We start from the raw sequence: 24,311 nt of genomic DNA on the forward strand, positions 1-24,311 counted from the left end.
CGGGGCGCGGTTATTGCGCGGGATCAGTGAAATCCGGCCGTGCGCGTTCTATGAAAAGAGCAGGCCGGCGGTGAAGTAAGGCACAGGTGCGCACGAAGGAAGTAGCCAGCCCGCCGACGCCGCCTTTGGATGGAACGCGTATGTCGGATTATCGACCGTGCACGGAGGTCCAAGCATGGCGGTGGGCACGGCCCCGGCCAGTCGTTTCCAGACCGGCCTCGGCCCTCTCAACAGGCGCTACCATCGGGGCGCGCTGAGCCTGTTCATGGTGGTCGTGATCGCGCACTGGGCCGAGCACATCGCCCAGGCCATCCAGCTCTACGCGCTCGGCTGGCCGTTGAAGGAGGCGCGGGGAGTTCTGGGCCTGCCGTTCCCGTGGCTCGTCACGTCCGAATGGATGCACTACGGTTACGCGCTCGTCATGCTCATCGGCCTGATACTGCTGCGGCCCGGTTTCACCGGCAGGTCGAGGACGTGGTGGAACATCTCGCTGGGCATCCAGGTCTGGCACCACTTCGAACACCTGCTGCTGCTCATCCAGGCGATCACCGGCTCCTACCTGGCGGGACGCGCCGCCCCGACGAGCATCATCCAGCTCCTGATCCCCCGCGTCGAGCTGCATCTCTTCTACAACGCGATCGTGTTCGCGCCCATGGTGGTCGCGATGTACCTGCACCGGAAGCCGAACTCCGCCGAACGCGCGCGCATGCGCTGCGCTTGCGCGGTCGAAGCGGGACGGTAAAGGATGGCCCGTCGGCGGCCGTCCCACCTGGGCACCGTGCTGTTGCTGCTGGCGGGGGCGTATCTGCTCTACCTGAGCGTGCCGAATGTCGCCCCCGCCGTCCGGGCCGCGAAAGCCGACGGCACCCCGGGGATGTTCACGGCGCAGCGGCTGCAGTGCATAAGTCATCCCGGGCACGAAAGCTGCAGTTGGACGGGTGAATTCCGCTCCGACGACGGGACGATCCGACGAGCGGACGTCTCCCTTTACGGCAGCGGACGGAATTCGCTTCACGAGGGCGAGCGGACCAGGGCCTTCGACATCGGCCGGGAAAGCCGCGTCTACGGCCCGGACGGGTCGCGTGAATGGATCTCCATCGCGCTCATGATCCTGGTCGGCGCGGCGTTCTTCGTCTTCGCTCTCGTCCGGGTGCGCCGCCGAATCAGGACGCCCGCCCGAGAAAGCGTGCCCGTCCCCTGAAACACCGCGCCTGCACTCTGCGCGGACGGTCAGAGGGCGACGAACGTCAGGCCGCGCTTCTTCAGGGCGGGAATGGCCTTGCGGAGCGCCGCCACGGTCTGTGAGCGGTCGCCGCCGCCGTCGTGGCACAGCATGATGTTCCCCGCCTTGGAGCCGACGAGCGTCCTGCGGATGCGGGCCACGCCGGGACGGGTCCAGTCGCGGGGGTCGACGGCCCAGTCCACCGGCAGCATGTCGTGTTCGGCGGTGATGTCCAGGACGCGCTGTGACCAGGCGCCGCCGGGGGAGCGGAAGAACGTCGGCACGATGCCGGTCACCTGGGCGATGCGGTCGTGCGCCTCGCCGATCTCCTTGCGCAGCCGCTTGGACGACAGGCTCGTCATCGACAGCGGATGCGTCATGGTGTGGTTGCACACCTGGTGGCCGGCGTCGGCGATGCGGCGGGCCAGGCGGGGGAACTCCTTGACCTGCTCGCCGATGATGAAGAACGTCGCGGTGACCTGGTGCTCGGCGAGCACGTCGAGCACCTTCGGCGTGTACACGGGGTGCGGGCCGTCGTCGATGGTGAGCGCGATCGTGTTCGGCGGCGGCGCCGGGGACAGGTCGGTCAGCTCGCGGATCGGGGTCTTGACCGCGGTGAGCGGGGACTGCGTCCAGGCGGGCGGGCGGGGGGTAGGGGTCGGCGTCGGGGTAGGAGTGGCATGGACGACCGGCCGGCCCTGGGCGACCTGGTCGGGCGGTGGGGCGGCCTTCCGGGTGGATGCCGCGCCTTGCCGGACGCCGTCGGCGCTGAGGGCCGCGAGACCGGCCGCGCCCAACAGCCACAGTGCCCTACGCCGAGAAGTCATGTTGAGTTGGAATTGCCCCACAAGCTCCACGTTAGCGGTGACCCCATGGGTCACGCCGGTGTAATCGGATCACAATGGTTTCGCCGACAGATGATCTCCTGGTGACGGGCGCGTGGCGGTGTGCGGGAGGGGGAGCGGGATGAGCGCGGCACCCTCGGTCGGCCCGCTGCTGGGGCTGGTGCTGGTGGCGCTGACGGCCGTCGCGGCGCTGCTGGTGCGGCTCGGCCGCCTCGGTCTCAGCCGGGAGGTCGCGGTCGCCGCGGTGCGCGCGGCGCTGCAGCTGGCGGCGGTGTCGCTGCTGATCGCGGCGGTGCTCGGCAACGCCGGATGGACGGGCCTGTTCATCGCCGGGATGGTGGTGGTCGCGACGGCCACGGCGGGCCGCCGCGTGACCGGGTCGGTGCGCGGCCGCGCCTGGTGGGCGGCGGTGCCGATCGTGGCGGGGGTGGCGCCGGTGCTGGCGCTGCTGCTGGCCTCCACCGTGGTCCCGCCGCGTCCGGTGGCGGTGCTGCCGATCGCGGGGATCTTCGTTGGCGGCGCGATGACCGCGACCGCGCTGACCGGGCGCCGCGCCGTGGACGAGCTGCGCACCAGACACGGCGAGTACGAGGCCGGGCTGTCGCTCGGGATGATGCCCCGGGACGCGGCGCTGGAGGTGTGCCGGTCGGCCGGGGCGCTGGCGCTCGTCCCGGCGCTGGACCAGACCCGGACGGTCGGCCTGGTCACGCTGCCGGGCGCGTTCGTCGGCGTGCTGCTCGGCGGCGCCGACCCGATCGAGGCGGGCGCCACACAGCTGCTGGTGCTGGTCGGCCTGTTGGCGATCGAGGCGGTCGCCGTGCTGATCACCCTGGAGCTGGTGGCCACCGGCCGCCTGCGCGACCACCGCTCCGACCACCGCCCCGACGGGCGGCCGGGTTAGGCCACGCAGGCGAGCGCGTCGATCTCGACGAGCATCGACTCGTGCGGCAGGTCGACGAAGACGGTGGTGCGGCAGGGCAGGACACCGCTCGGGCAGTTGGCCTTGACGAACTCGCCGTACGCCTCGTTCATCGCGGCGAAGTCCTCGCGCTTGGTGAGGTAGACGCGGAACATCAGCACGTCCTCGACGCTCGCGCCGCCCGCGTCCAGGATCGCCCTGACGTTCTCCAGCACGCGCCGCGTCTGCGCCTTCACGTCGCCCGGGTGCAGGTACTCGCCGGTGGACGGGTCCTGCGGGCCCTGCCCGGAGACCTGCAGCAACGGCCCCTTGCGCACCCCCTGGGAGAAGACCCAGGCGGGGGCGGGCGCGCCGTCGGTGCGGATCTCGGTCTTGTCGCTCATGGCGTTGTCGTCCCTTCCGTACGGTGTCCGCAGTCGGCGGAGATGGCGCGGGTGGTGGCGAGCAGCTCGGGCAGCAGGTCCAGGACCCGCTCGCGGGTCAGCACGACGTCCGGCACCGAGATGGACGCGGCGGCGACCACCCGCCCGGTGACGTCGTGGACCGGCGCGGCGACGCACCGGATGAACGTCTCGTGCTCGGCGTCGTCGACGGCGTAGCCCTGCGCGGCCACGCGCGCCAGCTCGGCGAGCAGCGCGTCCGGGCCGGTGATGGTGTTGGGCGTGTACCGGACGAACTCGATCTCGCGGACGACGCGTTCGCGGCGCGCCTCGGGCAGGTCGGCCAGCAGCACCTTGGCGATGGCGGTGGCGTGCAGCGGCATCCGCAACCCGATGCGCGAGTACATGCGGATGGCGTGCCGGGAGTCGTACTTGTCCAGGTAGACGACCTCGCCGCCCTCGTACACGCCCAGGTGGACGGTCTGCCCGGTCGACTCGTTCAGCCGCGCCAGGTGCGGGGCGGCGACCCCGCGGATCTCGCGCCGCTCCAGCGCGGCGGCCGACAGCGCGAACATGCGCCGGCCGAGGTGGAAGCGGTGGTCGCCGTCGCGGTAGACGAACCGCTCGTCCTCCAGCGTGCGCAGCAGCCGCAGCACGGTCGTCTTGTGCACGCCGACGGTGGCGGCCAGATCGTCGAGCCCGCGCGGGCCGTCACCCAGCTCGATCAGGATCCGCAGCGCCCGCCCCAGGCTCTGGCTCATCGGCCTCTCCATTGACCCCTGTCGCAGGGGATGCTACAACCGCAGCAGCATATTGTGCAATCAACGTTGCGCTATATGCAACCGAGGAGGTCAGATTGGGGAAGGCAATCGACGAGCGGGCCGTCGACGCGCTCGGGGCCGAGCGGCTCGACTGGCGGTTCAAGGCGATCCCGGCCGCGGCGGACGGCGCGACCGTCGAGGAGTACCTGCGCACCCGGCCGACACTGGACGACTTCGGCACGCCGCTGCTGACGCTGGACGCCAGGGCCCTGGACCACAACGTCCGCCTGATGGCGTCCTGGACCGAGGAGGCGGGCGTCCACCTGGCCCCGCACGGCAAGACGACCATGGCGCCCGCCCTGTGGCGCCGCCAGCTCGACGCCGGAGCGTGGGGCATCACCCTGGCCAACCTTCCCCAGCTGCGCGTCGGCCGCGCGTTCGGCGTGCGGAACGTGCTGCTGGCCAACGCGCTGCTCGACCCCGCCGGGCTGGCGTGGCTGTCACGCGAGCTGGACGGCGACCCCGGCTTCACGTTCCTGTCGTGGGTGGACGCCGTCCGCTCCGTGGAGCTGATGGACCAGGCGCTGCGCGCGGCCGGCGCGTCCCGTCCCGTGGACGTGTGCGTCGAGCTGGGCGGGCCCGGCGGCCGGACGGGCGTGCGCGACGACGACGAGGCGGCGGCCGTCGCCGAGGCCGTGCGCAGGGCGCCGACCCTGCGGCTGGCGGGCGTCGCCGGATACGAGGGCGCCCTCGCCCACGACGCCTCCGACGAGGGACGCGCCGCCGTCGAGACCTACCTGCGCAGGATGGCCGCCCTGCACGAGCGCCTCGCCTACGAGGTGGACGAGCCGGTCGTCTCGGCGGGCGGCAGCGCGTTCTTCGACCAGGTGGTGGACGTGCTCGCCGGGCTCGACGCGCGGGTGGTGCTGCGTTCGGGCGCGTACGTCGTCCACGACGACGGGTTCTACCGTTCCATCTCGCCGTTCGCGCGCGGCACCGGGCACGGCGAGCGGCTGCGGTCGGCGATGCACGCGTGGGCGCGCGTGGTGTCGCGGCCCGAACCCGCACTGGCGCTGCTGGACGCCGGACGGCGCGACCTGTCGTTCGACGAGGGCCTTCCCGAGCCGCAGCTCGTCCGCGGCGCGGGCACGGCGCCCGTCGCGGACGCCCGCGTGACCGCCCTCAACGACCAGCACGCCTTCCTCCGCGACGCGGACGTGCGGGTGGGCGACGTGGTGCGGCTCGGCCTGTCGCACCCGTGCACGGTGCTGGACAAGTGGACGCTCATCCCCGTCGTGGACGACGCCGACGCGGACACCCCCGCCGTGGTCGACCTCATCCGGACGTGGTTCTGATGTCCGGCCTGCTCATCCGCGGCGCCACCGTCGTGGACGGCACGGGCGCGCCCGGCCGCGTCGCCGACGTCGCCGTCACCGACGGGCGCGTCGAGGCCGTGGACGACCGGCTGCCGCGCGGCGCCCGCCGGGAGATCGACGCGTCCGGCCTGGTGCTCGCGCCCGGCTTCATCGACATGCACGCCCACTCCGACCTGCGCCTACTGGTCGAACGCGACCACACGGCCAAGGTGAGCCAGGGCGTCACGACGGAGGTGCTCGGGCAGGACGGCCTGTCGTACGCGCCCGTCGACGACGAGACGCTGCCCGCGATCCGGCAGACCATCGCGGGCTGGAACGGCGACCCCGCCGGCTTCGACTGGAACTGGCGGAGCGTCGGCGAGTACCTCGACCGCCTGGACGAGGGCATCGCCGTCAACGCCTGCTACCTCGTCCCGCAGGGCACGGTGCGCGTGCTCGCCATGGGGTGGGACGACCGCCCGCCCACCGAGGCCGAACTCGACCGGCAACGCGACCTCGTCGCCACCGGCATGCGCGAGGGCGCGGTCGGCATGTCGAGCGGGCTGACGTACGTGCCCGGCATGTACGCCCGCGATGACGAGCTGGTCGAGCTGTGCCGCGTCGTGGCGTCACTCGGCGGCTTCTACGCCCCGCACCACCGCTCGTACGGGGCGGGGGCGCTGGCGGCGTACGCGGAGATGGTGGAGGTGTCGCGGCGGTCCGGCTGCCCGCTGCACCTGGCCCACGCCACCATGAACTTCGGCGTCAACGCCGGACGCGCCCCCGACCTGCTGCGCCTGCTCGACGACGCCATCGCGGGCGGCTGCGACATCACCCTCGACACCTACCCCTACCTGCCCGGCTCCACGACGCTCGCCGCGCTGCTGCCGAGCTGGGCGTCCGAGGGCGGGCCCGCCGCGACCCTGGCGCGGCTCGCCGACGCGGGGACCCGCGAACGCATCCGGCACGTCATGGAGGTGGACGGCTCGGACGGCTGCCACGGCGTCCCCATGGACTGGGACACCATCGAGATCTCCGGCTCCCGCGACCCGTCGGCGGTCGGCCGGACGGTCGCCGAGCTGTCCGCCGCGTCCGGCCGTCCCCCGTTCGAGGTGTTCTGCGAACGCCTGGTGGCCGACGAGCTGGGGACGACGATCCTGCAGCACGTCGGGCACGAGGACAACGTCCAGACGATCATGCGCCATCCCGCGCACACCGGCGGCAGCGACGGGATCCTGCCCCTGGTCACCGAAGCCGGCGCAGCCGCGAAGCCGCACCCGCGCGGGTGGGGCACCTTCCCGCGCTACCTGGGCCGGTACGTGCGCGAGCTGGGCGTGCTGTCGCTGGAGGAGTGCGTGGCGCACCTGACCGGACGCGCCGCCCGCCGCCTCAGGCTCGCCGACCGCGGCCTGGTCCGTCCCGGCTTCCACGCCGACCTCGTGCTGTTCGACCCCGAGACCGTCCGCGACACCGCCACCTTCGACGCGCCCCGGCGGCGTCCCGAGGGCATCCCGTACGTCTTCGTCGGCGGCGTCGCGGTCATCGACGACGGCTCCCACACCGGCGCCCTGCCCGGCCGCTCCCTCCGCCGCGGCCCCGACACCCTCACCCGCTGACCCCGCAGCTTCCGACCCCGCTTTCTGGCCGCCCCCCACCAGAAGGACCCCCACATGATCGATTGGCTGCACCACGACACGGGCGGCCTGCTGCTGCTCTGCGCGGCGGCGATCGCGCTGCTGCTGTTCCTCATCATCAGGGTGCGGCTGGAGCCGTTCATCTCCCTGCTGCTGTCCGGCCTGGCGCTGGCGCTGGCCGCCGGGCTCAGCGTCGAGCAGATCGTCGGCACCGCGCTCAGCTCCAAGAACTCCCTGCTGGAGACCGGCTTCGGCGGCATCCTCGGGCACATCGCCCCGATCATCGGGCTCGGCACCATCCTCGGCGCGATCCTGGAGGCCTCCGGCGGCGCCGACGTCCTCACCCGCCGCCTGCTGCGCGTCTTCGGCGAACGCGGCGCCCCCCTCGCGATGGGCCTGGCCGGACTGATCTTCGGCATCCCGGTCTTCTTCGACATCGGGATCTTCGTGCTCGCGCCGCTGGTCTACATCACCGCGCGGCGGGGCGGGCGGTCGCTGGTGCTGTACGCGATGCCGCTGCTGGCGGGGCTGTCGATGACGCACGCGTTCCTGCCCCCGCACCCCGGGCCGGTGGCCGCCGCCGGGCTGCTCGGCGTGTCCCTCGGCTGGATCATCGTCATGGGCGTGGTGTGCGGCGTCCCGGCGTTCCTGGTGGCGGGCGTGGCGTGGGGCGCGTGGATCGGCAAGCGCGTGCACGTCACCGTGCCCGAGGACTACGTGGTGGGCGAGGAGAAGGCGGGCGAGGAGAAGGCGGGCGGGGAGAAGGGCCGCGCCGCCGAGCGGCCCGAGCCGTCTCTCGGCCTGGTCCTGCTGGTCATCGCGGTGCCGCTGGTGCTGATCCTGCTCGCCACGTTCGGCACCGTCTGGTGGAAGGACAGCGCCGCGCTGCCCACGCTGACCTTCCTCGGCAACCCGGCCGTCGCGCTCACCATCGCGGTGCTGCTGGCCATGTGGCTGCTGGGCGTGCGGCGCGGCATCCCGGCCGCCGAGCTGTCGGAGCTGGCCACCCGGTCGCTGCGCCCGGTCGGCATGATCCTGCTGGTGGTCGGCGCGGGCGCGTTCTTCGGCGCGGTCATCTCCGCCACCGGCGTCGGCAAGGCGCTGGCCGGGACGCTGTCGGACGCGGGCCTGCCGGTGATCGTGCTGGCCTACCTGATCAGCTGCGGGATGCGGCTGGCGCAGGGCTCGGCCACCGTCGCGATCGTCACCACCGGCGGCATCGTGGCGCCGCTGCTGCAGGGCGAGCACCACGGCCAGGCCCACCTGGCGCTGATCGTCATCGCCATCTCCGCGGGCTCGATCATCGCCTCGCACGTCAACGACGGCGGCTTCTGGATCGTCTCCCGCTACTTCAACATGTCCGTGCGGGACACCCTGAAGACCTGGACGGTGCTGGAGACGATCCTGTCCGTCGTGGGCTTCGCCGTCGCCGCGACCCTCAGCGTCTTCATCTGACCGCTCCTCGCGGAGGCAACCGGGCCGGGGGCTTCGGGATAGAGGAGGTGTCAGCACTCCCGAGACGCGGAGGACACCCCCGATGAAGGGACTTCCCGGCCCATGGCCATGGTGAGTCATGCCAGGGACGAACGCGACGATTCGCGAATAGTCGCGGCCTCCCTCGAAACCCCCGAGGTGTTCGGCGAGCTGTTCCACCGCCATGCGCCCAGGCTCCACGCCTACGTCAAGCGACGGCTCGGCCTCCCGCTCGCCGACGACCTCGTGGCCGAGACGTTCACCACGGCGTTCCGGCAGCGCGGGAAGTTCGACGGACGGGCCGAGTTCGGCGCGTGGCTGTGGGGCATCGCGAGCAATCTGATCGCCAAGCACCACCGGCAGGAGACCCGCATGTACCGGGCGTTCGCCCGGACCGGCGTGGACCCGGCCGAGGACGGCGTCGCCGACCTGGCCAGCGACCGTGCGTCGGCCGCGGCGCTCGGCCCGCACCTGGCCAGGGCGCTGGCGTCGCTGAGCGCCCAGGAGCGTCATCTCGTCCTGCTGCTCGCCTGGGGCGACATGTCGTACGCCGAGATCGCGGCGACGCTCGGCCTGCCCCTCGGCACCGTCAAGGCCAAGATCCACCGGGCCCGGACCAAGCTCCGCAAGGCCCTCCCCCAGGAGAACAACGATGGATGAACTCGACGCCCTGCGACAGATGCGCACCGCACTGGCCGAGGAGGAGCCCCCCGAGCGGATCGCCCTGCGCACCGGCTGGCGGCCCGACGCCGCACCGCGCCGCCGCCGTCGCAACTGGCGGATCCCGCTGGTGAGCGTGATCGCCGCAGGCGCGGCCACCGTCACCGCCGTCTCCCTGATCTCGTCCGGCGGATCGTCGGGCCGAACCAGTGGGCCGGGCGGCCAGGGCACCGTCCCCCTGTCGGGAAACGTGTTGCTGGTGGCCGCGTCCAACGCGGAGAAGGCCCCGACCGGCCGGTACTGGCACACCGAGACCGTCATGGGGCAGATCTACGGGGTCGGCAAGAGCGCGGCCGACCATTACAAGGTCGATTCGCGGCAGCGGAACGTCGTGTGGGTCGGCCCGGACGGCTCGGCGAACTGGGCGCACGTTGACCTGGCGGGCCGTCCGTTGACGGCCGAGGACATGCGCAGGTGGCGGCAGGCCGGGTCCCCGCAGACGGTGGAGGTGCCCAATCCCGAGGGGCCCGAGCAGGCGGTCGTGTTCATGAACGCGCCCGCCCCGGGGAACCGGCTGCCCATGCGGCCGACCGACGCCGAGTACTTCGGCATGTCGGTCAAGCAGGTGGCCGGCCTGCCCACCGACCCCGAGGCGCTGGAGAAGGCCCTGCTGAAACTCAGGGGCAACTGGCACGCGTCCTCCTCCAGTAACAGGCAGGAGCCCATCAGCGCCCTGCGCGGTGAGGAACGCACCCGTGCGCTGAGCGAGGTCGCCGGGACGCTGCTGTCCAGGGCCCCCGCTCCGCCGCGCGTACGGGCGGCGGCGTTCCGGATGCTCGCCGCCCTGCCCGGCGTCAAGGCCGAGGGCACGGCGGCCGACCCGATGGGCCGCCCCGGAACGGTGATCTCCCTGCCGCTGGAGACGACCGTCCCGCTCGGCCTCTACACCGCGCCCAAGCAGCTCGGCACGTACCGGCGGCAGTGGATCGTCGATCCCGCCGGCGGGAGGCTGCTGGCCATCCGCGACGTCGTCGCCACGCCGCCGCGAGGCAGCCGCCCGCTCCCGCCCGGGGACAACGGCCGGCCCCGCGCGCTGAAGGCCGAGAACATGCCCGACCGTTTCCACCGGCCGGGGGAGCTGGCCTCCTACGAGTTGTTCGAGGTCGCCGAGTGGACCGACACCCCGCCGAAGTGACCACCCGGCGGTGAGGCGCGGCGGCGGGTCCTCCGACCCGCCGCCGTGTGTCGGGTCTTACGAACACAGGTGTTCGTAAAAGTGTTAGCTTCGTGGACGTACGATGGCGGGCGCCATGGGGGCACCCATGGCGTCGCCGAGCGATCGAGGCCCGGCGCGGGCTTGGCGACCGCAGGCCGGCAGCACGCCGCGGGGGCCGAGCTGTTCGGTCGCCGTGGACGCCGTCACCCCGCAGCGCGTCGCCGGGCCGCTCGATCTCACGGACCTGACGGCCCGGCGCGGTCAGGGAAGCAGACCCGCGCGGCGGGCCGCGGCGACGGCCTGCATGCGGGTGTGGGCGTCCAGCTTGCGCATGGCCGAACGCAGATAGCTCTTGACGGTCTCGGGCAGCAGCCCGAGGCGCCGCGCCGCCTCGGCGTTGGTGCAGCCGATCGCCACGTACGACAGCACGTCCAGCTCGCGCGGCGACAGCGCCGGACGCGGCGGGCCGCCGGACGCGCGGGTGTCGGAACCGGCGGCGGCGAGCCGGGTGGACGCGGCCAGCAGCCGGTCGCGCAGCGCCGGGTCGGCGATCTGGTCGGCCAGGCCGCGCAGCTCGGCGTGGACGGCGCGGACCTCCTCCCAGCGGGCCGCCGTGACGCGCGGTTCGTCGGCGGTGGCCTCGCGCTGCACGCGGGCCAGCGCCTCGTCGGCCGCGTCCCGTACCGCGAGGTCCTGCTCCAGGTCGCGGGCGGTCTGCACGGCGGACGCCACGACCCGGTCGGCCAGGCCGAGCGGCTCGCGCAACGCCCCGTACAGCACACCGCGCACCCGCCGCCGCACCACGATCGGGATCGCCATGACCGTCAGCAGGCCCTCGTGCGTCACCGGTTTGTCGTAGTCGTGGGTGATGGACGGCGCGTGCGGATAGTCGCTGACCCACATCGGCCGTCCCGTGGCCATCGCCTTGCCGCCCAGCCCGGACCCCTGCCGCACGACCAGGCCGGACAGGGACTCGGTGGTGTTGCCGACCAGTTCGCTGATGCGCAGCCGTTCGGGGCCGCTCAGCGCGCCGCCGAACACCACCGGCAACCCCGTCACCCGGTGCAGCGACAGGACGGAGGAGCGGAACGCCCCCGCGTCGTCTCCCATGTCCGCCAGCATGCCCCGACCCGCGCCGTGACCGCCAGGGTTCAGGCGTGTTCGGTGGCCGCCACGTCGTGCAGGCCGAGGATGTCGAGGGCCTCCTCGCGCATCTGCACCTTGCGGACCTTGCCGGTGACGGTCATCGGGAACTCGTCCACGACGTGCACGTACCGGGGGATCTTGAAGTGCGCCAGGCGGCCGGTGCAGAACTCGCGCAGCGACTCGGCGGTCAGCGGCTCGGCGCCGGGGCGCAGCCGGACCCAGGCCATCAGCTCCTCCCCGTACTTGGCGTCCGGCACGCCGATGACCTGCGCGTCCACGATGTCGGGATGGGTGTAGAGGAACTCCTCCACCTCGCGCGGGTAGATGTTCTCGCCGCCCCGGATCACCATGTCCTTGATCCGGCCGGTGATGTTGACGTAGCCCTCGGCGTCCATGACCGCCAGGTCGCCGGTGTGCATCCAGCGGGCCGCGTCGATGGCCTCGGCGGTCTGCTCCGGGTCGTCCCAGTAGCCGAGCATCACCGAGTAGCCGCGGGTGCACAGCTCGCCGGGCGTGCCGCGCGGCACCGTCGCCCCGGTCTGCGGGTCGACGATCTTGACCTCCAGGTGCGGGTGGACGGTGCCGACCGTGGACACGCGCCGGTCGAGCGAGTCGTCGGCGCGGGTCTGGGTGGAGACGGGCGAGGTCTCGGTCATGCCGTAGCAGATCGCCACCTCTCCCATGCCCATCCGCTCGATGACCTGCTTCATCACCTCGACCGGGCAGGGCGACCCGGCCATGATGCCGGTGCGCAGCGACGACAGGTCGTGGGCGGGGAAGGACGGGTCGTTCAGCTCGGCGATGAACATCGTCGGCACCCCGTACAGGGAGGTGCAGCGCTCGGCGGCGACCGCCTCCAGCGTGGCGCGCGGCTCGAACGACGGCGCCGGGATGACGATGCCCGCGCCGTGGCTGGTGGCCGCCAGGTTGCACATCACCATGCCGAAGCAGTGGTAGAAGGGCACGGGCACGCAGATGCGGTCCTCCTCGTCGTAGCCGCACAGCTCGCCGACGAAGAAGCCGTTGTTGAGGATGTTGTGGTGCGACAGCGTCGCGCCCTTGGGGAACCCGGTCGTCCCGCTGGTGTACTGGATGTTGATCGGGTCGTCCGCGCCGAGCGTGGCGGCGATCTCGGCCAGGCGCGCCGGGTCGGCGTCGCGTCCGGACTCGGCCAGCGCCCGCCAGGCGTCGCCGCCGAGCAGCAGCACGTCGCGCAGGTCCGGGCAGTTCGGCCGCACCTGCTCGATCATGGCGGCGTAGTCGGAGGTCTTGAATGCGGGCGCGGCCACCAGCGTGCGCACGCCCGCCTGCTTGAGCACGTACTCCAGCTCGTGCACCCGGTAGGCGGGGTTGATGTTGACCAGCACCGCGCCGATCTTGGCCGTGGCGTACTGGACGATCACCCACTCGGCGCAGTTGGGCGCCCAGATGCCGACCCGGTCGCCCTTGCGCACTCCCAGCCGGTCCAGGCCCAGCGCGACGGTGTCGACCTCGGCGGCGAGCTGCTGGTACGTCCAGCGGCGCCAGGTCGGGCGGTCGACGAGCGCGTCCCGGTCGGGGAAGCGCGCCACGGTGCGGTCGAAGTTGGCGCCGATCGTGTCGCCCAGCAGCGGCGTGGCCGACGTGCCGGACGCGTACGAGAGCTCGGTCGTGTCGGCTGCGGAGGGACGACCCCCCACACTCCCCGGTGTCTTCATCGCAGCTCCTCCTCCCGGAACTCGCCGGCCGGGCGGGCGTCGGCGTCGGGATGCTTGTCGAGTTCGTCGCCCCGCAGCTGGACGCGGCGGATCTTGCCGGAGATGGTCTTGGGCAGGTCGTCGGTGAACTCCAGCAGCCGGATGCGCTTGTACGGCGACAGCTGCGCCCGGCTGTGCGCGAAGATCGCGGCGGCGGTCTCGGCGGTCGGCTCCCAGCCCGCCGCCAGCGTCACGTACGCCTTGGGCACCGCCAGCCGCACCGGGTCGGGCGACGGCACGACGGCGGCCTCGGCGACGGCCTCGTGCTCGATCAGCACGCTCTCCAGCTCGAACGGGGAGATCTTGTAGTCGGACGCCTTGAACACGTCGTCGGCGCGGCCCACGTAGGTGATGTAGCCGTCGGCGTCGCGGGCGCCGATGTCGCCGGTGTGGTAGCGGCCCCCGGCCATCGCCTCGTCGGTGCGCTCGGCGTCGCCGTGGTAGCCGACCATCAGGCCGAGCGGCCGTTCGTCCAGGTCGAGGCAGATCTCGCCCTCCTCGCCGGGCTCGCCGGTCACCGGGTCGACGAGCGTGACGCGGTAGCCGGGCACCGGGCGGCCCATCGACCCGGGCCGCACCTGCTGGCCGGGGGTGTTGGCGATCTGGACGGTGGTCTCGGTCTGCCCGAAGCCGTCGCGGATCGTCACGCCCCACGCCGCGCGGACCCGTTCGATCACCTCGGGGTTGAGCGGCTCGCCCGCCGCGACCACCTCGCGCGGCGGAGTCCGGAGCTTGGTCAGGTCGGCCTGGATCAGCATGCGCCACACGGTGGGCGGGGCGCAGAAGCTCGTCACGCCGCAGCGGTCCATCTCGCGCAGCAGCCGTTCGGCGTCGAAGCGCGTGTAGTTGAAGATGAACACGCATGCCTCGGCGTTCCACGGCGCGAACACGTTGCTCCAGGCGTGCTTGGCCCAGCCCGGCGAGGAGATGTTGAGGTGGACGTCACCGGGCCGCAGCCCGATCCAGTACATCGTCGACAGGTGCCCGGCCGGGTACGAGGCGTGCGTGTGCTCCACCAGCTTGGGCTGGGCGGTCGTGCCCGAGGTGAAGTACAGGAGCAGCGTGTCGCTCGCGCGGGTGGCGCCGTACGGGGCGAAGGTGTCGTCGGCCTGGTAGGCGACGTCGTACGGCAGCCAGCCGTCGACCGGCTCGCCGACCGCGACGCGCGTGTAGTCGCCCTCGATGCCGTCGAACTTGGCGGTGTCGGAGGAGCGCACGACGACGTGCCGGGCCTTGCCGCGCGCCAGCCGGTCACGCAGGTCGGCGGGGCCGAGCAGCGGCGTCGCCGGGATGATCACCGCGCCGAGCTTCATGGCGGCCAGCAGCGTCTCCCACAGCTCCACCTGGTTGCCGAGCATGACGATGATCCGGTCGCCGCGCCGCACCCCGGCCGCGCGCAGCCGGTTGGCCACCTGGTTGGAGCGCCGCGACAGCTCGGCGAACGAGTACTTCGCCTCCGAGCCGTCCTCCTCGACGATCCACAGGGCGGGCCGGTCGTTGTCCTCGGCGATCTTGTCGAACCAGTCCAGGGCCCAGTTGAACCCCGTCAGGACCGGCCAGCGGAACTTCTCGTACGCCGTCGCGTAGTCGTCACGATGGGCGAGCAAGAAGTCGCGAGCCGCCCGGAACTCCACTGCCGCCATGCACATCCTCCTCGGTACCCGGGCCGTCACACGCCGCCCTGGTTAGGAGGATGGTTGGGCATGACTGTGACACGCGCCACCCCCGAACGGGGGTAGTCACCGGGGTGCGCGGGCGGGCGCCGCCGCGGGCCGCCGTCAGCGCGCGACGAACGTCGAACGCAGGACGCGGGCCATGTGCTCGCCGACCTGCTCGGTGCTCCAGCCGCGTTCGTCCAGCAGCGTGTGGGTGACCCCGTTGGAGATGAGGGCCAGCAGCATGTCGGTGGCGGTGTCGACCGTCCACCCGGGCGCCAGGACGCCCTCGTCGTGCAGGCGCCGCATGAGGGCCTTGTTGGTCTCGTAGCGCCAGAACAGCGTCGTCTCCCAGTGCCGGGCGGCGTCCGGGTCGGTGTGCGCGACCCGCTCGACGGCCCGCGAGACCGGCAGGACGCGCGCCATGAACTCGGCGTGCGCCCGCGCGAACCGGTCCAGCGCGGTGACGGCGTCGGGCGCGTCGCCGATCACGGCGAACCGGCCTTCGAGGTCCTCGGTCTCGTTGATGTGCCCGAACAGCTCGGTGATCAGCTCGCCGCGCGAGCGGAAGTGCAGGTAGACGGCGCGGCGGGTGACGCCCGCGCGTTCGGCGACCGCCGCCATGGTGACCGCCTCGACGCCCCGCTCCTCGATCAGCTCGCGCGCGGCGCGCAGCAGCGCCGCCCGGGACCGGCGGCTGCGCGCGTTCCGGGGTGCGTCGATCTCCCGAGCCATGGCGGCCATGCTCCCAGGTCTCCCCACTCTTGCTGGAATTACACGATATGTGTACTTTTTTCTGCACATGCTGTGTAGTTCTCGGGAGGACGATGTGTCGGAACCCGCCCGCGACCGCTGGCCGCTGGTCGCCGCGATGGGCCTGGTGGTGTTCATGGCGACCCTGGACACCAGCGTCGTCGCGGTGGCGCTGCCCGCCATGGAGCGCGACTTCGGCGTCCGCACGGCCGCCACCGAATGGGTCGTCCTCGGTTACCTGCTGCCGCTGGTCGCCGTCACGCTGCCCGCCGGCCGCTGGCTCGACCGGGTGGGCGCGCGGCCCGCCCTGGTCGCGCTGGTCGGCGGCTTCACCCTCGCCAGCCTCGCCGCCGGGGCGGCCCCCGGGCTCGCCTGGCTGGTCGCGGCCCGCGTCGTGCAGGGCGCCTTCGCCGGGACCCTGTTCGCCCTCATCCCCATGGTCGCCACGCGAGCCGTCCGGCCCGGGCAGGTGGCGCGGGCGACGTCGCTGGTGATGACGCTCGGCCCGCTCGGAGCCGTCAGCGGCCCCGCGCTCGGCGGCCTGATCGTCCAGGCGTGGGGCTGGCCGTGGATCTTCTACGTGAACAGCCCTCTGGGCGTCCTCGTCATCGCGGTGGCGCTCGCCCAGATGGCCCCCGACGGCCCCCTGCGGCCTCCCACCCGCGACCTGCTCGCCGAGTGCGCGGTGCTGACCCTGGCCATGGCCGCGATCCTGCTCGGCTTCTCCCTCGCGGCGGGCCACGGCCCCGGCTGGCTCGCCCTGTCCCTCGCCGCCGCGCCGCCCCTGCTGCTGTGGAGGCGCATGGACGCGAGCCGTCCGGCACGCGCCCTCGTCCGCACGCCGGGCGTGAACGGCCCTCTGCTGCTCGTGCTGCTGAACGCGGTGGTCGTCGCGCTGGTGGAGTTCCTGGCCCCGTTCTACCTGCAACGCGAACTCGGCCTGTCGGCCGCCGCCGCGGGCACCGCGATCCTGGCCTTCCCCGCGGGCATGGTGCTGGCGGGCCCGCTCGGCGGCTTCCTCGCCGACCGCTGGAACGCGTCCCGCACCGCCGGGCTGGGCGTGCTGGTCGGCGGCGTGGGCGCCGCGCTGATGATCCCGCTCGACTCCGCCTGGAGCCCCGCCGACCTGAGCTGGCGCCTGGCCGTCGCCGGGGCGGGCACCGGCCTGTTCGCGGGCCCCAACTTCGCGATGCTGATGCTGAACGCGCCCGACGAGGCACGCGGCACGGTCGGCGCCGCCCAGAGCCTGGCCCGGCAGCTCGGCTTCTCCCTGGGCCCCGCCCTGGCCACCATCGCCTGGGCGTTGTCCGGCTACGCCCTGTCAGGCATGCGCGCGGGCATGGCCCTGGCCACTGCGGTCAGCGTCTCGGCCCTGCTCATCCACTGGCGCACCGGCCACGCCTCACCGCCCGCGACGGCCTCGGCGGACAGCCGCGTCCGGCGCCCGCCCGTCTCCCCGGAGCGGCGCTAGCCCGGCGAGCCGTACGAGGTCGCCATCAACGCGATCACCGTTACCAGGAGCACCGCGGACAGGAAACCGACGATCCAGACCGTGATGAGCCGGTCGGGCTTGACCTCGGTGCCGGGGTTCTGCCGCTGGGCCACGTAGTACTTGAGCAGCCGGCCGCGGATGGGGTAGATGGCGAACGGGATGGAGGCGAACGCGACGCTGTACAGGAACAGGATCTGCGGTGCCGGTTCGGGCCGGAGCAGGTTCACCAGCAGGACGACGGCCGCGATCATCGGCGTCACGATGTAGAACACCCACCGCCCCCGCCTGGCCTGCTCCTCCAGCGTGCTTCGCAGTTCTTCGGGAAGATCCAGGCCGGCGGACAGCCTCCCCATGGTGACCATGAAGAACACCGTCACCCCGATCGCGATCACCCACCACCCGGACTCAGAGATCGAAAACAGCATCGCCCTCAACTTTCGCCGCTCTGGCGGGGGTACCCTATCCGCCCCCGACACCGCCCCGGCCTGGGCGTTGCCCGGCCACCACCTGACAGGCATGCGCGCCGGAACGGCGCCGGCCGCAGCGGCCAGCGCCCTGTCTGCCCTCATCCACTACCGCACCGCCCACGCCGCATCCAGCACGACGGCCCCGGCGGAGCCCCGCGTCCAGCGCCCGCCCTTCCTGGAAACAGCGCCGGCCCCACATGCCGCAGGACGTTCCCATCAGCGCGAGAACGGCCGCAACGAGCGCCGTGGACAGAGTCCGCCGAGGCTTCGTGCCCTTTCTCAGCCCGTCACCGGAGGCTGTCAGTAATAGATGTAGAGGTGGTATTTCATTTTCCCGTCGGTGCCCTTCGCGTGGACGCAGTTGGCGGCGCGGTAGCGGGGGTTGGAGTCGAGGACCCGGGCACCGGCCGCGAAGCACTCGTCGAAGGTCCAGTAGCTGGCCCAGAAGTGCCAGCTCGCCTGGATGGCGACCCGGCCCTCCTCGTGCCGCGTGGCGCCGGACACCGTGGCGGCGGCCTGGGCCGGCGCGGCCAGGGCGCCCAGCGCGAGCGCGTTGCCCACGGCGACGGCCGCGAGGACGTGACGAATGCGCACGAATTTCTGCAGGCGCATGGAACGATCCCTTCATGGGTCGAGAACAGATGTCATGAGATTAGGCGGCCTGGGAGATTCGCCACAAAGCTTTGCGGCAGGATGAAAAGGTGCCGAAAAGATCAGGTTCACCGTCGTATTGGAGCCTGACGAGAGATGATCGCCGCATGGGCGCCCGCACCAGGTCGACGCGCTTTTCCGTAGATCTTTATGTGCTGGGGCGGCAGGGGAGGCGCCGCGGTTTCAGTTCGCCCGCTCGGACGGCTGGTCGTGGTCCAGGTCTCCCTGGAGCAGAGCCGTCCCCAGAGGCGTGATCGAGTGTTCGACCCGCTTGCCGGCGCGCTGCGTCCTGATGAGCCCGGCGTCGCGCAGGACGGCGGCCTGGCGGCTGACGGTGGGCGGCGGAGCCTGGACGCGGCCGGCGAGCTGGGTGGTGCTGCAGGCGCCGTCGGCGATCGCCTTGAGGACGTTCGCGCGGGTGTCGCCGAGCAGAGCCGTCAAGGCCCGGGAGCGTGACCCGTCTTCGGCATCGGTCGCGGCCCAGCCGAAGGCGGGAGTGACGGGGTAGGCCAGCACCGGCGGCAGGGCGGGGTCGAGCAGCGTGACCGGCGGGCCCCAGCAGAAGAAGGAAGGCTGGAGGACCAGCCCGCGTCCGTCCAGGGCGATGTCGTGGTCGGCCGGGTAGTCCAGCTCCAGGACCGGGTAGCTCCAGCGCGCCGTGGGGTGAATCGTGCTGAGCACCCGTGGCCAGCCGCCCTCGTCCAGCTGCTGACGTCGGCGGTGACGGTCGCGGTCGACCTGCGCCCGGACCCGCGGCCAGTAGGGGGCCAGGCAGTGGGCGAAGTAGTCCGCGAGGGAGGCGGTGACCTGCTGGACCACCTGCGGCCGGCCGTCGGCCAGGGAACGCCCCCACGACGGGATGGAGCGGTGCGGATGGCGCGTCGCCAGCTCCGTCAGGTCGGTGCGCAGGCGGGCACGCGGAGTCGCCCGGACGGCGGCCAGGCCGTCCCGCAGGGTGCCGGTGGAGGTCGTCGGGGTGAGGAAGTCGGCGGCGTAGCCGCTGGGCGGCGCCAGGGCCGTCAGCATCCCGATCGACGCGGGCAGCTGCGAGGTGACCTGCCGTTTCCATTGGCCGAACACCGCCTCGCCCTGCGGGCGGCGCAGGCGGCACAGGCTCAGCAGGATCTCCCACAGCGCGTCCGGGCCGGGCGCGAGCTGGACGCGCTGAAGGTCGTCAGCGGTGAAGTGAACGCGCAGCATCGCTTCCCCCGAAGTGCCCCCCGGACTGCAACGACACTCCGACTATAAGTTGACACGCTGCGTCATTTCGGCTGCGGGACAGCGCCCTGTGACCCCCAGGTGAGGCCGACATGGGAGCCCGGCCGCGCTCGCCGCCGCGGCCGGCCGGGTGTCCACTCAGAGCTCGCCGATGGTGCGGGTGAAGGCGCGGAGGCGTTCGGTTTCGGCGTCGCGGTGCCAGACGAGCGCGAGGGACGAGTCGGGCAGGCCCTCGACCGGGACGAACACGATGTCGTTGCGGGCGTGGTGGTGCGAGGTCGGGGTGCAGAACAGCATCCCGCCGCGGTCGGCGGCGATCACCGCCAGCGCCTCCTGCATGGTGCGCACCGCCGGGCCGCGCGGGATCGGACGGCCGTCCGGGGTGACGGTCGGGGCGCTGATCTCCCGCCAGTAGGCGGGGGCCGGGCCGGTGATGTCGAGCAGGCGGCACCGGGCCAGTTCCTCGACGCGGACGGAGGCGCGGCGCGCGAACGGGTGCCGGGCGGACAGCGCGATGTTCTGCCGCTCCTTGGAGAACGCCGGGCCGACGACGAGGTCGGGTTCGTCGATGGGCAGCAGCAGGATCGCCGCGTCCACCTCGCCGGCGCGCAGGGCGCCGAACGGGTCCGACAGCGGAATCTCCACCAGCGTGACGTCGCTGCCGGGATGTGACCGCCGGAACGCCTCCACCGCGTCGATCACGCACTCGTGCGCCGATCCCGACAGGAACCCGACGCGCAGCACGCCCTCCACGCCCCGGGCGGCGGCCCGCGCCCCGGCCACCGCCTCCTGCATCGCCTCGTACGCCGGACGCAGCTCGGCCAGCAGCCGTTCACCGAGGGGCGTCGGCCGGACGCGGCGGCTGGTGCGCTCGAACAGCCGGGCGCCGATCCGCCGCTCCAGCGAGCGCAGCAGCTGGCTGACCCGGCCCTGCGACAGGTACAGCCGCTCGGCGGTCCGCCCGAAGTGCAGTTCCTCGCCGAGCACCAGCAAGCACTCCAGCTCCCGCATGTCCAGCCCGGTCACCGTGGCCGCCCCTTCGATCGATGAGCCTGGCTAATCCAAGGATGCGCGGCTCGCCGTTGTTCCGGACGGGACGTCGCCGCAGGCTGGAGGCATGATCGTCAAGACCGGAGAGACCGCCGCGCGGGCGGCCGGACGGTCCGCGGCGCGGACCTGGCTCGGGGTGGGCGCGGTCGCCGCGGGCACGTTCACCGTGATCACCACCGAGATGCTGCCGGTGGGACTGCTGACCTCGGTCGCCGCCACGCTGGGGGTGTCGGAGGGGACGGCGGGCCTGACCGTGATGCTGCCCGGCGTCGTCGCGGCGCTGGCGGCGCCCGTGCTGGCGTCGGCCACCGCGCGGGTGGACCGCAGGATCGTGCTGTGCGGGCTGATGGCGCTGCTCGCCGTGGCCAACACCGTCTCGGCGCTCGCGCCGTCGCTGGCCGTGCTGCTGCTCGCCCGCGTGCTGGTGGGGCTGGTCATCGGCGGGTTCTGGGCGGTGGCGGCGGGCCTGGCGGTGCGGCTGGTGCCCGAGCGCTCGGTCGCCACCGCCACATCGGTGATCTTCAGCGGGGTGGCGATCGCGTCCGTCGTGGGCGTGCCCGCCGGGACGTTCCTGGGCGAGGCGGCCGGATGGCGCACGGCGTTCGCGGTCATGACGGTGCCCGCCCTCGTCGTGCTGGCGGCGCTCGTGCTGCTGCTGCCGGCGATGCCGCCGGTCGGGGTGGCGCGGCTGCGCGACGTGCCGGGCGTGCTGCTGCGCAACGTCCGGGTGCGCGTGGGGCTCGCCCTCACGCTGCTGCTGGTCACCGGCCACTTCGCCGCGTACACGTATGTGCGTCCCGTGCTGGAGGAGGTCGGGGGCATCGGGGCCGGCGCGGTCGGCGGGCTGCTGCTCGTCTACGGGACCGCCGGGATCATCGGCAACTTCACGGCCGGTGCCGCGGCCGGACGCGACGTGCGCCGCACCCTGGTGACGGTGTCGAGCGTGCTCGCGGCCGCCGTCCTGGCCATGCCCCTCCTGGGGACGTCCCCGGCCGGCGCGGTCGCGCTGCTGGTGGTGTGGGGCCTGGCGTACGGGGGCGTGTCCGTCAGCGTCCAGACCTGGTTCCTGCGTTCGGGGACGTCGGCGCCGGAGGCCGCGTCGGCGGTGTTCGTGTCGGGCTTCAACGGCGCGATCGCGCTGGGCGCCCTGCTCGGCGGCCGGATCGTCGACTCGGTCGCCGTGCCGGGCGTGCTGTGGACGGGCGGCGCCCTGGCCGCCCTCGCCGCCGCGACCGTCCTGGTGTTCGGGCGACGCTCCTGAGGCCGGCCCTGGAGAATCGTCGGAGACGGTTCGCTGGGGCAGTGGAGTTGGGGGGAGACCGTGGAGGACGGCGGCGTCATCGCGGTGCTGGTGGCCGAGGACATGAACATCCTGCGTGGCGCGTTGGTCGCGTTGCTGGGCCTGGACCCGGGGATGCGCGTGGTCGCGGAGGTGTCGCGGGGGGACGAGGTCGTGGCCGCGGCGCGGGAGCACCGCCCGGACGTGGCGGTGCTCGACGTCGACATGCCCGGCCTCGACGGCGTGACGGCGGCGGCCGAGCTGGCGGTCCGGGTCCCCGAGTGCCGGGTCCTGATCCTCACGGCCCTGGGCCGTCCGGAACTGCTGCGCCGGGCGCTGGACGCCGGTGTGTACGGGTTCATGCTCAAGGACGCGCCGCCCGACCGGCTCGCCGACGCGATCCGCCGGGTGGCCGCCGGTGAGCGGGTGATCGATCCGCAGCTCGCCGCGGCCGCGATCAGCGGACGGCGCAACCCGCTCAGCCCGCGCGAGGTCGAGGTGCTGCGCATGGCCGCCGAGGGCGCCGACCCGGCGGAGATCGCCGCCAGGCTCTACCTGTCGAAGGGCACCGTGCGCAACTACCTGGGGGCGATCGTCACCAAGCTAGACGCGCGGAACCGCCTCGACGCCGTCCGCATCGCCACCGAGGCCGGCTGGTTGTAGGACGCGAAGCTCGTACCGGCCGTCGCCGGCCGGTCCCGCGTCCAGCCGGCCCCCTGCGGCCGAGACCCGGGCGGTGAGGTTGCCGAGCCCCTGCCCCCCGCCCGTGTCCCCATTCGTGTCCCCGTCTGTGTCCCCGTCTGCGGGCGCGCCGTCGTTGACGACGCGCAGGCGCACGTACTCGTCCACGCGGTCGGCGGTGATGGCGCAGCGGCTCGGCCTGCTGTGCCGCAGGACGTTGGTGACGGCCTCGCGGAGCACCGTCGCGAGCAGCGCGTCGGTGGTACGCGGCAGCGGCGGCCCGAGGCGCGCCTCGACCGTGACCTCCATTCCCGCGGCGGCGAGGACGTCCCGCGCGGACTCCAGTTCCGCCTCCAGCGACAGGTCGTGGTCGTCCGCGCCCGGGATGGCGCGCAGGTCCGCCAGGGCGCGGCGGGCGATCCGCGCGATGTCGGCGAGCTCCCGTTCGGCGCGGTCGGGCGCCCGCGCGGCCAGCTCGCCCTTGACGGCGATGGCCGACAGGCCGTACCCGAGCAGGTCGTGCACGTCCCGGGCGATCCGCCGCCGTTCCCGGGCGACCGCGATCTCCGCCAGCGCCAGGCGGGCCTCCCGCACCTGGTAGACCAGGCCGGTGAGCAGCGCCAGCCCGTAGAACATCGCCGCGATCGCCGCCGCGTTGAACGTCCAGTAGGCGTTGAGGGCGAGCGGCTCCCCGCGGACCGCGAGCACGGCGAAGACGCCCAGCAGGACCGCTCCGAACGCCGGCCAGGCGACCCGCCCGCCGCGGCCGTACAGGACGATCAGGATCGACCCGGCCGCGAATCCGGCCAGCTGCGGATAGGGCCGTCCCGGGGCGAACAGCGGCAGGCAGGCCAGGACGATCTGGCTCGGCAGGGTCCACGCGGCGTGGCGGGGCAGGGCGCCGGGCGGGCGGGGCAGCGAGTGGTAGAGCTGGAGTCCGCAGACCGCCAGGACGGCGGCCACGCTCGCGGCCAGCAGCGGCGCCGGGGGCCGGACCGACCGCAGGTAGATCACCGAGACGACCAGGAACCCGGCGTGCGCGGCGATCAGGATGGGCAGGGCCAGCCGGGGCGTGAGGTCGCCGGGCGGCGGTTCCTCCGGGGGGTTCGGCGTGGCGCGGGCCCGCGCGGCGGCCTCCCGCGCGAGCGCGGGAATGCCGGCCGTCTCGCCCCTGGTGGCCGCGCCGATGATGGTCGACAGGGCGGTGCCGAGCGCGGCGTCCAGGGACCGGGACGCCCGGTCGCGTTCCCGCGCGACCGACTCGGCGGCCGGCTCGCCTCGCGTGGCGTGCAGCTCGGCGCGCAGATCGCTGAGCCGGGTCACCCCGAAGATGATCAGCCCTTGGGCCAGCGCGTTGACCACCGCGTTGGCACAGGTGTAGGCGTCGTCGCGGTTCAGCAGCCCGGCCGCGGCCAGCACCCCCGCGAACGCCGCCCAGCGGACCGGGCGTGCGATGAGCAGCAGCACCGAGGACGCCAGCATGCCCGCAGCTCCCGGCCCGGCCCAGGGGAACAGCACCGCCTGGGCGGCGAGGGTCCAGGGCCCGCGCAACCGCCGCAGCCGCGGCAGGCAGTGCACGAGCTGCAGGACGAGCATCGCGATCCCCGGCACGCCCGGCAGCGGGTGCAGCGGGTCGAAGGCCACACCGGCCAGGACCGCCAGGACGATCACCACAGCGGGAATCATATGAACGTTTGTCCGGATCGTGCGTTGTGCAT

23 protein-coding genes are annotated in these 24,311 nt (G+C 73.0%); 11 read left to right on the top strand and 12 right to left on the bottom strand.

Features of this window, described 5'->3' with window-relative positions; translation table 11 throughout:
- Window positions 1-175 precede the first annotated feature (175 nt).
- Entirely contained in the window at window positions 176-742 is a 567-nt protein-coding gene (locus tag ABD811_RS41860) for a hypothetical protein (protein WP_344958985.1), read from the top strand.
- Window positions 743-745: 3 nt separating this feature from the next.
- Entirely contained in the window at window positions 746-1,201 is a 456-nt protein-coding gene (locus ABD811_RS41865) for a hypothetical protein (protein WP_344958987.1), read from the top strand.
- Between the two features lie 29 nt (window positions 1,202-1,230).
- Here ABD811_RS41865 and ABD811_RS41870 read toward each other — a convergent pair whose 3' ends face one another.
- Window positions 1,231-2,049: a polysaccharide deacetylase family protein gene (locus tag ABD811_RS41870; RefSeq protein ID WP_344958989.1), complete on the bottom strand. Its 819-nt coding sequence runs from the start codon at window positions 2,047-2,049 to the stop codon at window positions 1,231-1,233.
- 139 nt (window positions 2,050-2,188) lie between these two features.
- On the opposite strand from ABD811_RS41870, the gene ABD811_RS41875 reads away from it, so the two are divergent.
- The gene (locus ABD811_RS41875; RefSeq protein ID WP_344958991.1) at window positions 2,189-2,968 is read left to right on the top strand and encodes an ABC transporter permease; all 780 of its coding nucleotides are present in this window, start codon (window positions 2,189-2,191) and stop codon (window positions 2,966-2,968) included.
- Here the strand turns inward: ABD811_RS41875 and ABD811_RS41880 are convergent.
- On the bottom strand, window positions 2,965-3,369 hold the full coding sequence (locus ABD811_RS41880; RefSeq protein ID WP_344958993.1) for a RidA family protein: 405 nt from the start codon (window positions 3,367-3,369) through the stop codon (window positions 2,965-2,967). The two genes, ABD811_RS41875 and ABD811_RS41880, sit on opposite strands and share 4 nt — an antisense overlap.
- A complete protein-coding gene (locus ABD811_RS41885) occupies window positions 3,366-4,127 on the bottom strand; it encodes an IclR family transcriptional regulator (protein ID WP_344958995.1) in 762 nt (253 codons plus the stop codon). Before ABD811_RS41885 ends, ABD811_RS41880 begins: the two co-directional genes overlap by 4 nt.
- Before the next feature lie 95 nt (window positions 4,128-4,222).
- Between ABD811_RS41885 and ABD811_RS41890 the strand changes: the two genes are divergently transcribed.
- The 5 genes from ABD811_RS41890 (at window position 4,223) to ABD811_RS41910 (ending at window position 10,444) form a co-directional block, all read left to right on the top strand.
- Window positions 4,223-5,482, top strand: coding sequence for an alanine racemase (locus ABD811_RS41890; protein WP_344958997.1), 1,260 nt, complete (start codon window positions 4,223-4,225; stop codon window positions 5,480-5,482).
- Window positions 5,482-7,098 carry an N-acyl-D-amino-acid deacylase family protein gene (locus ABD811_RS41895; protein ID WP_344959103.1) on the top strand — a complete coding sequence of 539 codons (1,617 nt, stop codon included), beginning with the start codon at window positions 5,482-5,484 and terminating at the stop codon, window positions 7,096-7,098. Before ABD811_RS41890 ends, ABD811_RS41895 begins: the two co-directional genes overlap by 1 nt.
- A gap of 54 nt (window positions 7,099-7,152) precedes the next feature.
- Window positions 7,153-8,571: a GntP family permease gene (locus ABD811_RS41900; RefSeq protein WP_344958999.1), complete on the top strand. Its 1,419-nt coding sequence runs from the start codon at window positions 7,153-7,155 to the stop codon at window positions 8,569-8,571.
- Window positions 8,572-8,673: 102 nt separating this feature from the next.
- Window positions 8,674-9,249 (top strand): RNA polymerase sigma factor, encoded by a 576-nt coding sequence (locus ABD811_RS41905; protein WP_344959001.1) that lies wholly within the window; start codon window positions 8,674-8,676, stop codon window positions 9,247-9,249.
- The gene (locus ABD811_RS41910) at window positions 9,242-10,444 is read left to right on the top strand and encodes a CU044_5270 family protein (protein WP_344959003.1); all 1,203 of its coding nucleotides are present in this window, start codon (window positions 9,242-9,244) and stop codon (window positions 10,442-10,444) included. Before ABD811_RS41905 ends, ABD811_RS41910 begins: the two co-directional genes overlap by 8 nt.
- A gap of 282 nt (window positions 10,445-10,726) precedes the next feature.
- On the opposite strand, the gene ABD811_RS41915 is transcribed toward ABD811_RS41910, so the two are convergent.
- The 4 genes from ABD811_RS41915 to ABD811_RS41930 form a co-directional block, all read right to left on the bottom strand.
- Complete coding sequence (locus tag ABD811_RS41915) at window positions 10,727-11,575, bottom strand: helix-turn-helix transcriptional regulator (protein WP_344959005.1); 849 nt, start codon at window positions 11,573-11,575, stop codon at window positions 10,727-10,729.
- A gap of 41 nt (window positions 11,576-11,616) precedes the next feature.
- A complete protein-coding gene (locus tag ABD811_RS41920) occupies window positions 11,617-13,308 on the bottom strand; it encodes an AMP-binding protein (RefSeq protein WP_344959007.1) in 1,692 nt (563 codons plus the stop codon).
- Window positions 13,305-14,990: an AMP-binding protein gene (locus tag ABD811_RS41925; protein ID WP_344959009.1), complete on the bottom strand. Its 1,686-nt coding sequence runs from the start codon at window positions 14,988-14,990 to the stop codon at window positions 13,305-13,307. Before ABD811_RS41925 ends, ABD811_RS41920 begins: the two co-directional genes overlap by 4 nt.
- Before the next feature lie 135 nt (window positions 14,991-15,125).
- Window positions 15,126-15,737, bottom strand: coding sequence for a TetR/AcrR family transcriptional regulator (locus ABD811_RS41930; RefSeq protein ID WP_344959011.1), 612 nt, complete (start codon window positions 15,735-15,737; stop codon window positions 15,126-15,128).
- Window positions 15,738-15,831: 94 nt separating this feature from the next.
- Here ABD811_RS41930 and ABD811_RS41935 point away from each other — a divergent pair, with 94 nt between their 5' ends.
- Window positions 15,832-17,226 carry an MFS transporter gene (locus ABD811_RS41935; protein ID WP_344959013.1) on the top strand — a complete coding sequence of 465 codons (1,395 nt, stop codon included), beginning with the start codon at window positions 15,832-15,834 and terminating at the stop codon, window positions 17,224-17,226.
- Here ABD811_RS41935 and ABD811_RS41940 read toward each other — a convergent pair.
- The 4 genes from ABD811_RS41940 to ABD811_RS41955 form a co-directional block, all read right to left on the bottom strand.
- On the bottom strand, window positions 17,223-17,672 hold the full coding sequence (locus ABD811_RS41940) for a hypothetical protein (RefSeq protein ID WP_344959015.1): 450 nt from the start codon (window positions 17,670-17,672) through the stop codon (window positions 17,223-17,225). The two genes, ABD811_RS41935 and ABD811_RS41940, sit on opposite strands and share 4 nt — an antisense overlap.
- 342 nt (window positions 17,673-18,014) lie before the next feature.
- Entirely contained in the window at window positions 18,015-18,326 is a 312-nt protein-coding gene (locus ABD811_RS41945) for a hypothetical protein (protein ID WP_344959017.1), read from the bottom strand.
- A gap of 222 nt (window positions 18,327-18,548) precedes the next feature.
- Complete coding sequence (locus ABD811_RS41950; RefSeq protein WP_344959020.1) at window positions 18,549-19,565, bottom strand: winged helix-turn-helix domain-containing protein; 1,017 nt, start codon at window positions 19,563-19,565, stop codon at window positions 18,549-18,551.
- 156 nt (window positions 19,566-19,721) lie between these two features.
- A complete protein-coding gene (locus tag ABD811_RS41955; protein ID WP_344959022.1) occupies window positions 19,722-20,609 on the bottom strand; it encodes a LysR family transcriptional regulator in 888 nt (295 codons plus the stop codon).
- A gap of 91 nt (window positions 20,610-20,700) precedes the next feature.
- Here ABD811_RS41955 and ABD811_RS41960 point away from each other — a divergent pair, with 91 nt between their 5' ends.
- Entirely contained in the window at window positions 20,701-21,894 is a 1,194-nt protein-coding gene (locus ABD811_RS41960) for an MFS transporter (protein WP_344959024.1), read from the top strand.
- Window positions 21,895-21,954: 60 nt separating this feature from the next.
- The gene (locus ABD811_RS41965; RefSeq protein ID WP_344959026.1) at window positions 21,955-22,575 is read left to right on the top strand and encodes a response regulator transcription factor; all 621 of its coding nucleotides are present in this window, start codon (window positions 21,955-21,957) and stop codon (window positions 22,573-22,575) included.
- On the opposite strand, the gene ABD811_RS41970 is transcribed toward ABD811_RS41965, so the two are convergent.
- Window positions 22,516-24,267, bottom strand: a complete 1,752-nt coding sequence (locus ABD811_RS41970) for a sensor histidine kinase (protein ID WP_344959027.1) — start codon at window positions 24,265-24,267, stop codon at window positions 22,516-22,518. The two genes, ABD811_RS41965 and ABD811_RS41970, sit on opposite strands and share 60 nt — an antisense overlap.
- Between the last annotated feature and the right edge of the window lie 44 nt (window positions 24,268-24,311).

Origin of the sequence: Actinomadura miaoliensis, from assembly GCF_039536785.1 — a bacterium.
GTDB classification, from domain to species: Bacteria; Actinomycetota; Actinomycetes; order Streptosporangiales; family Streptosporangiaceae; genus Spirillospora; species Spirillospora miaoliensis.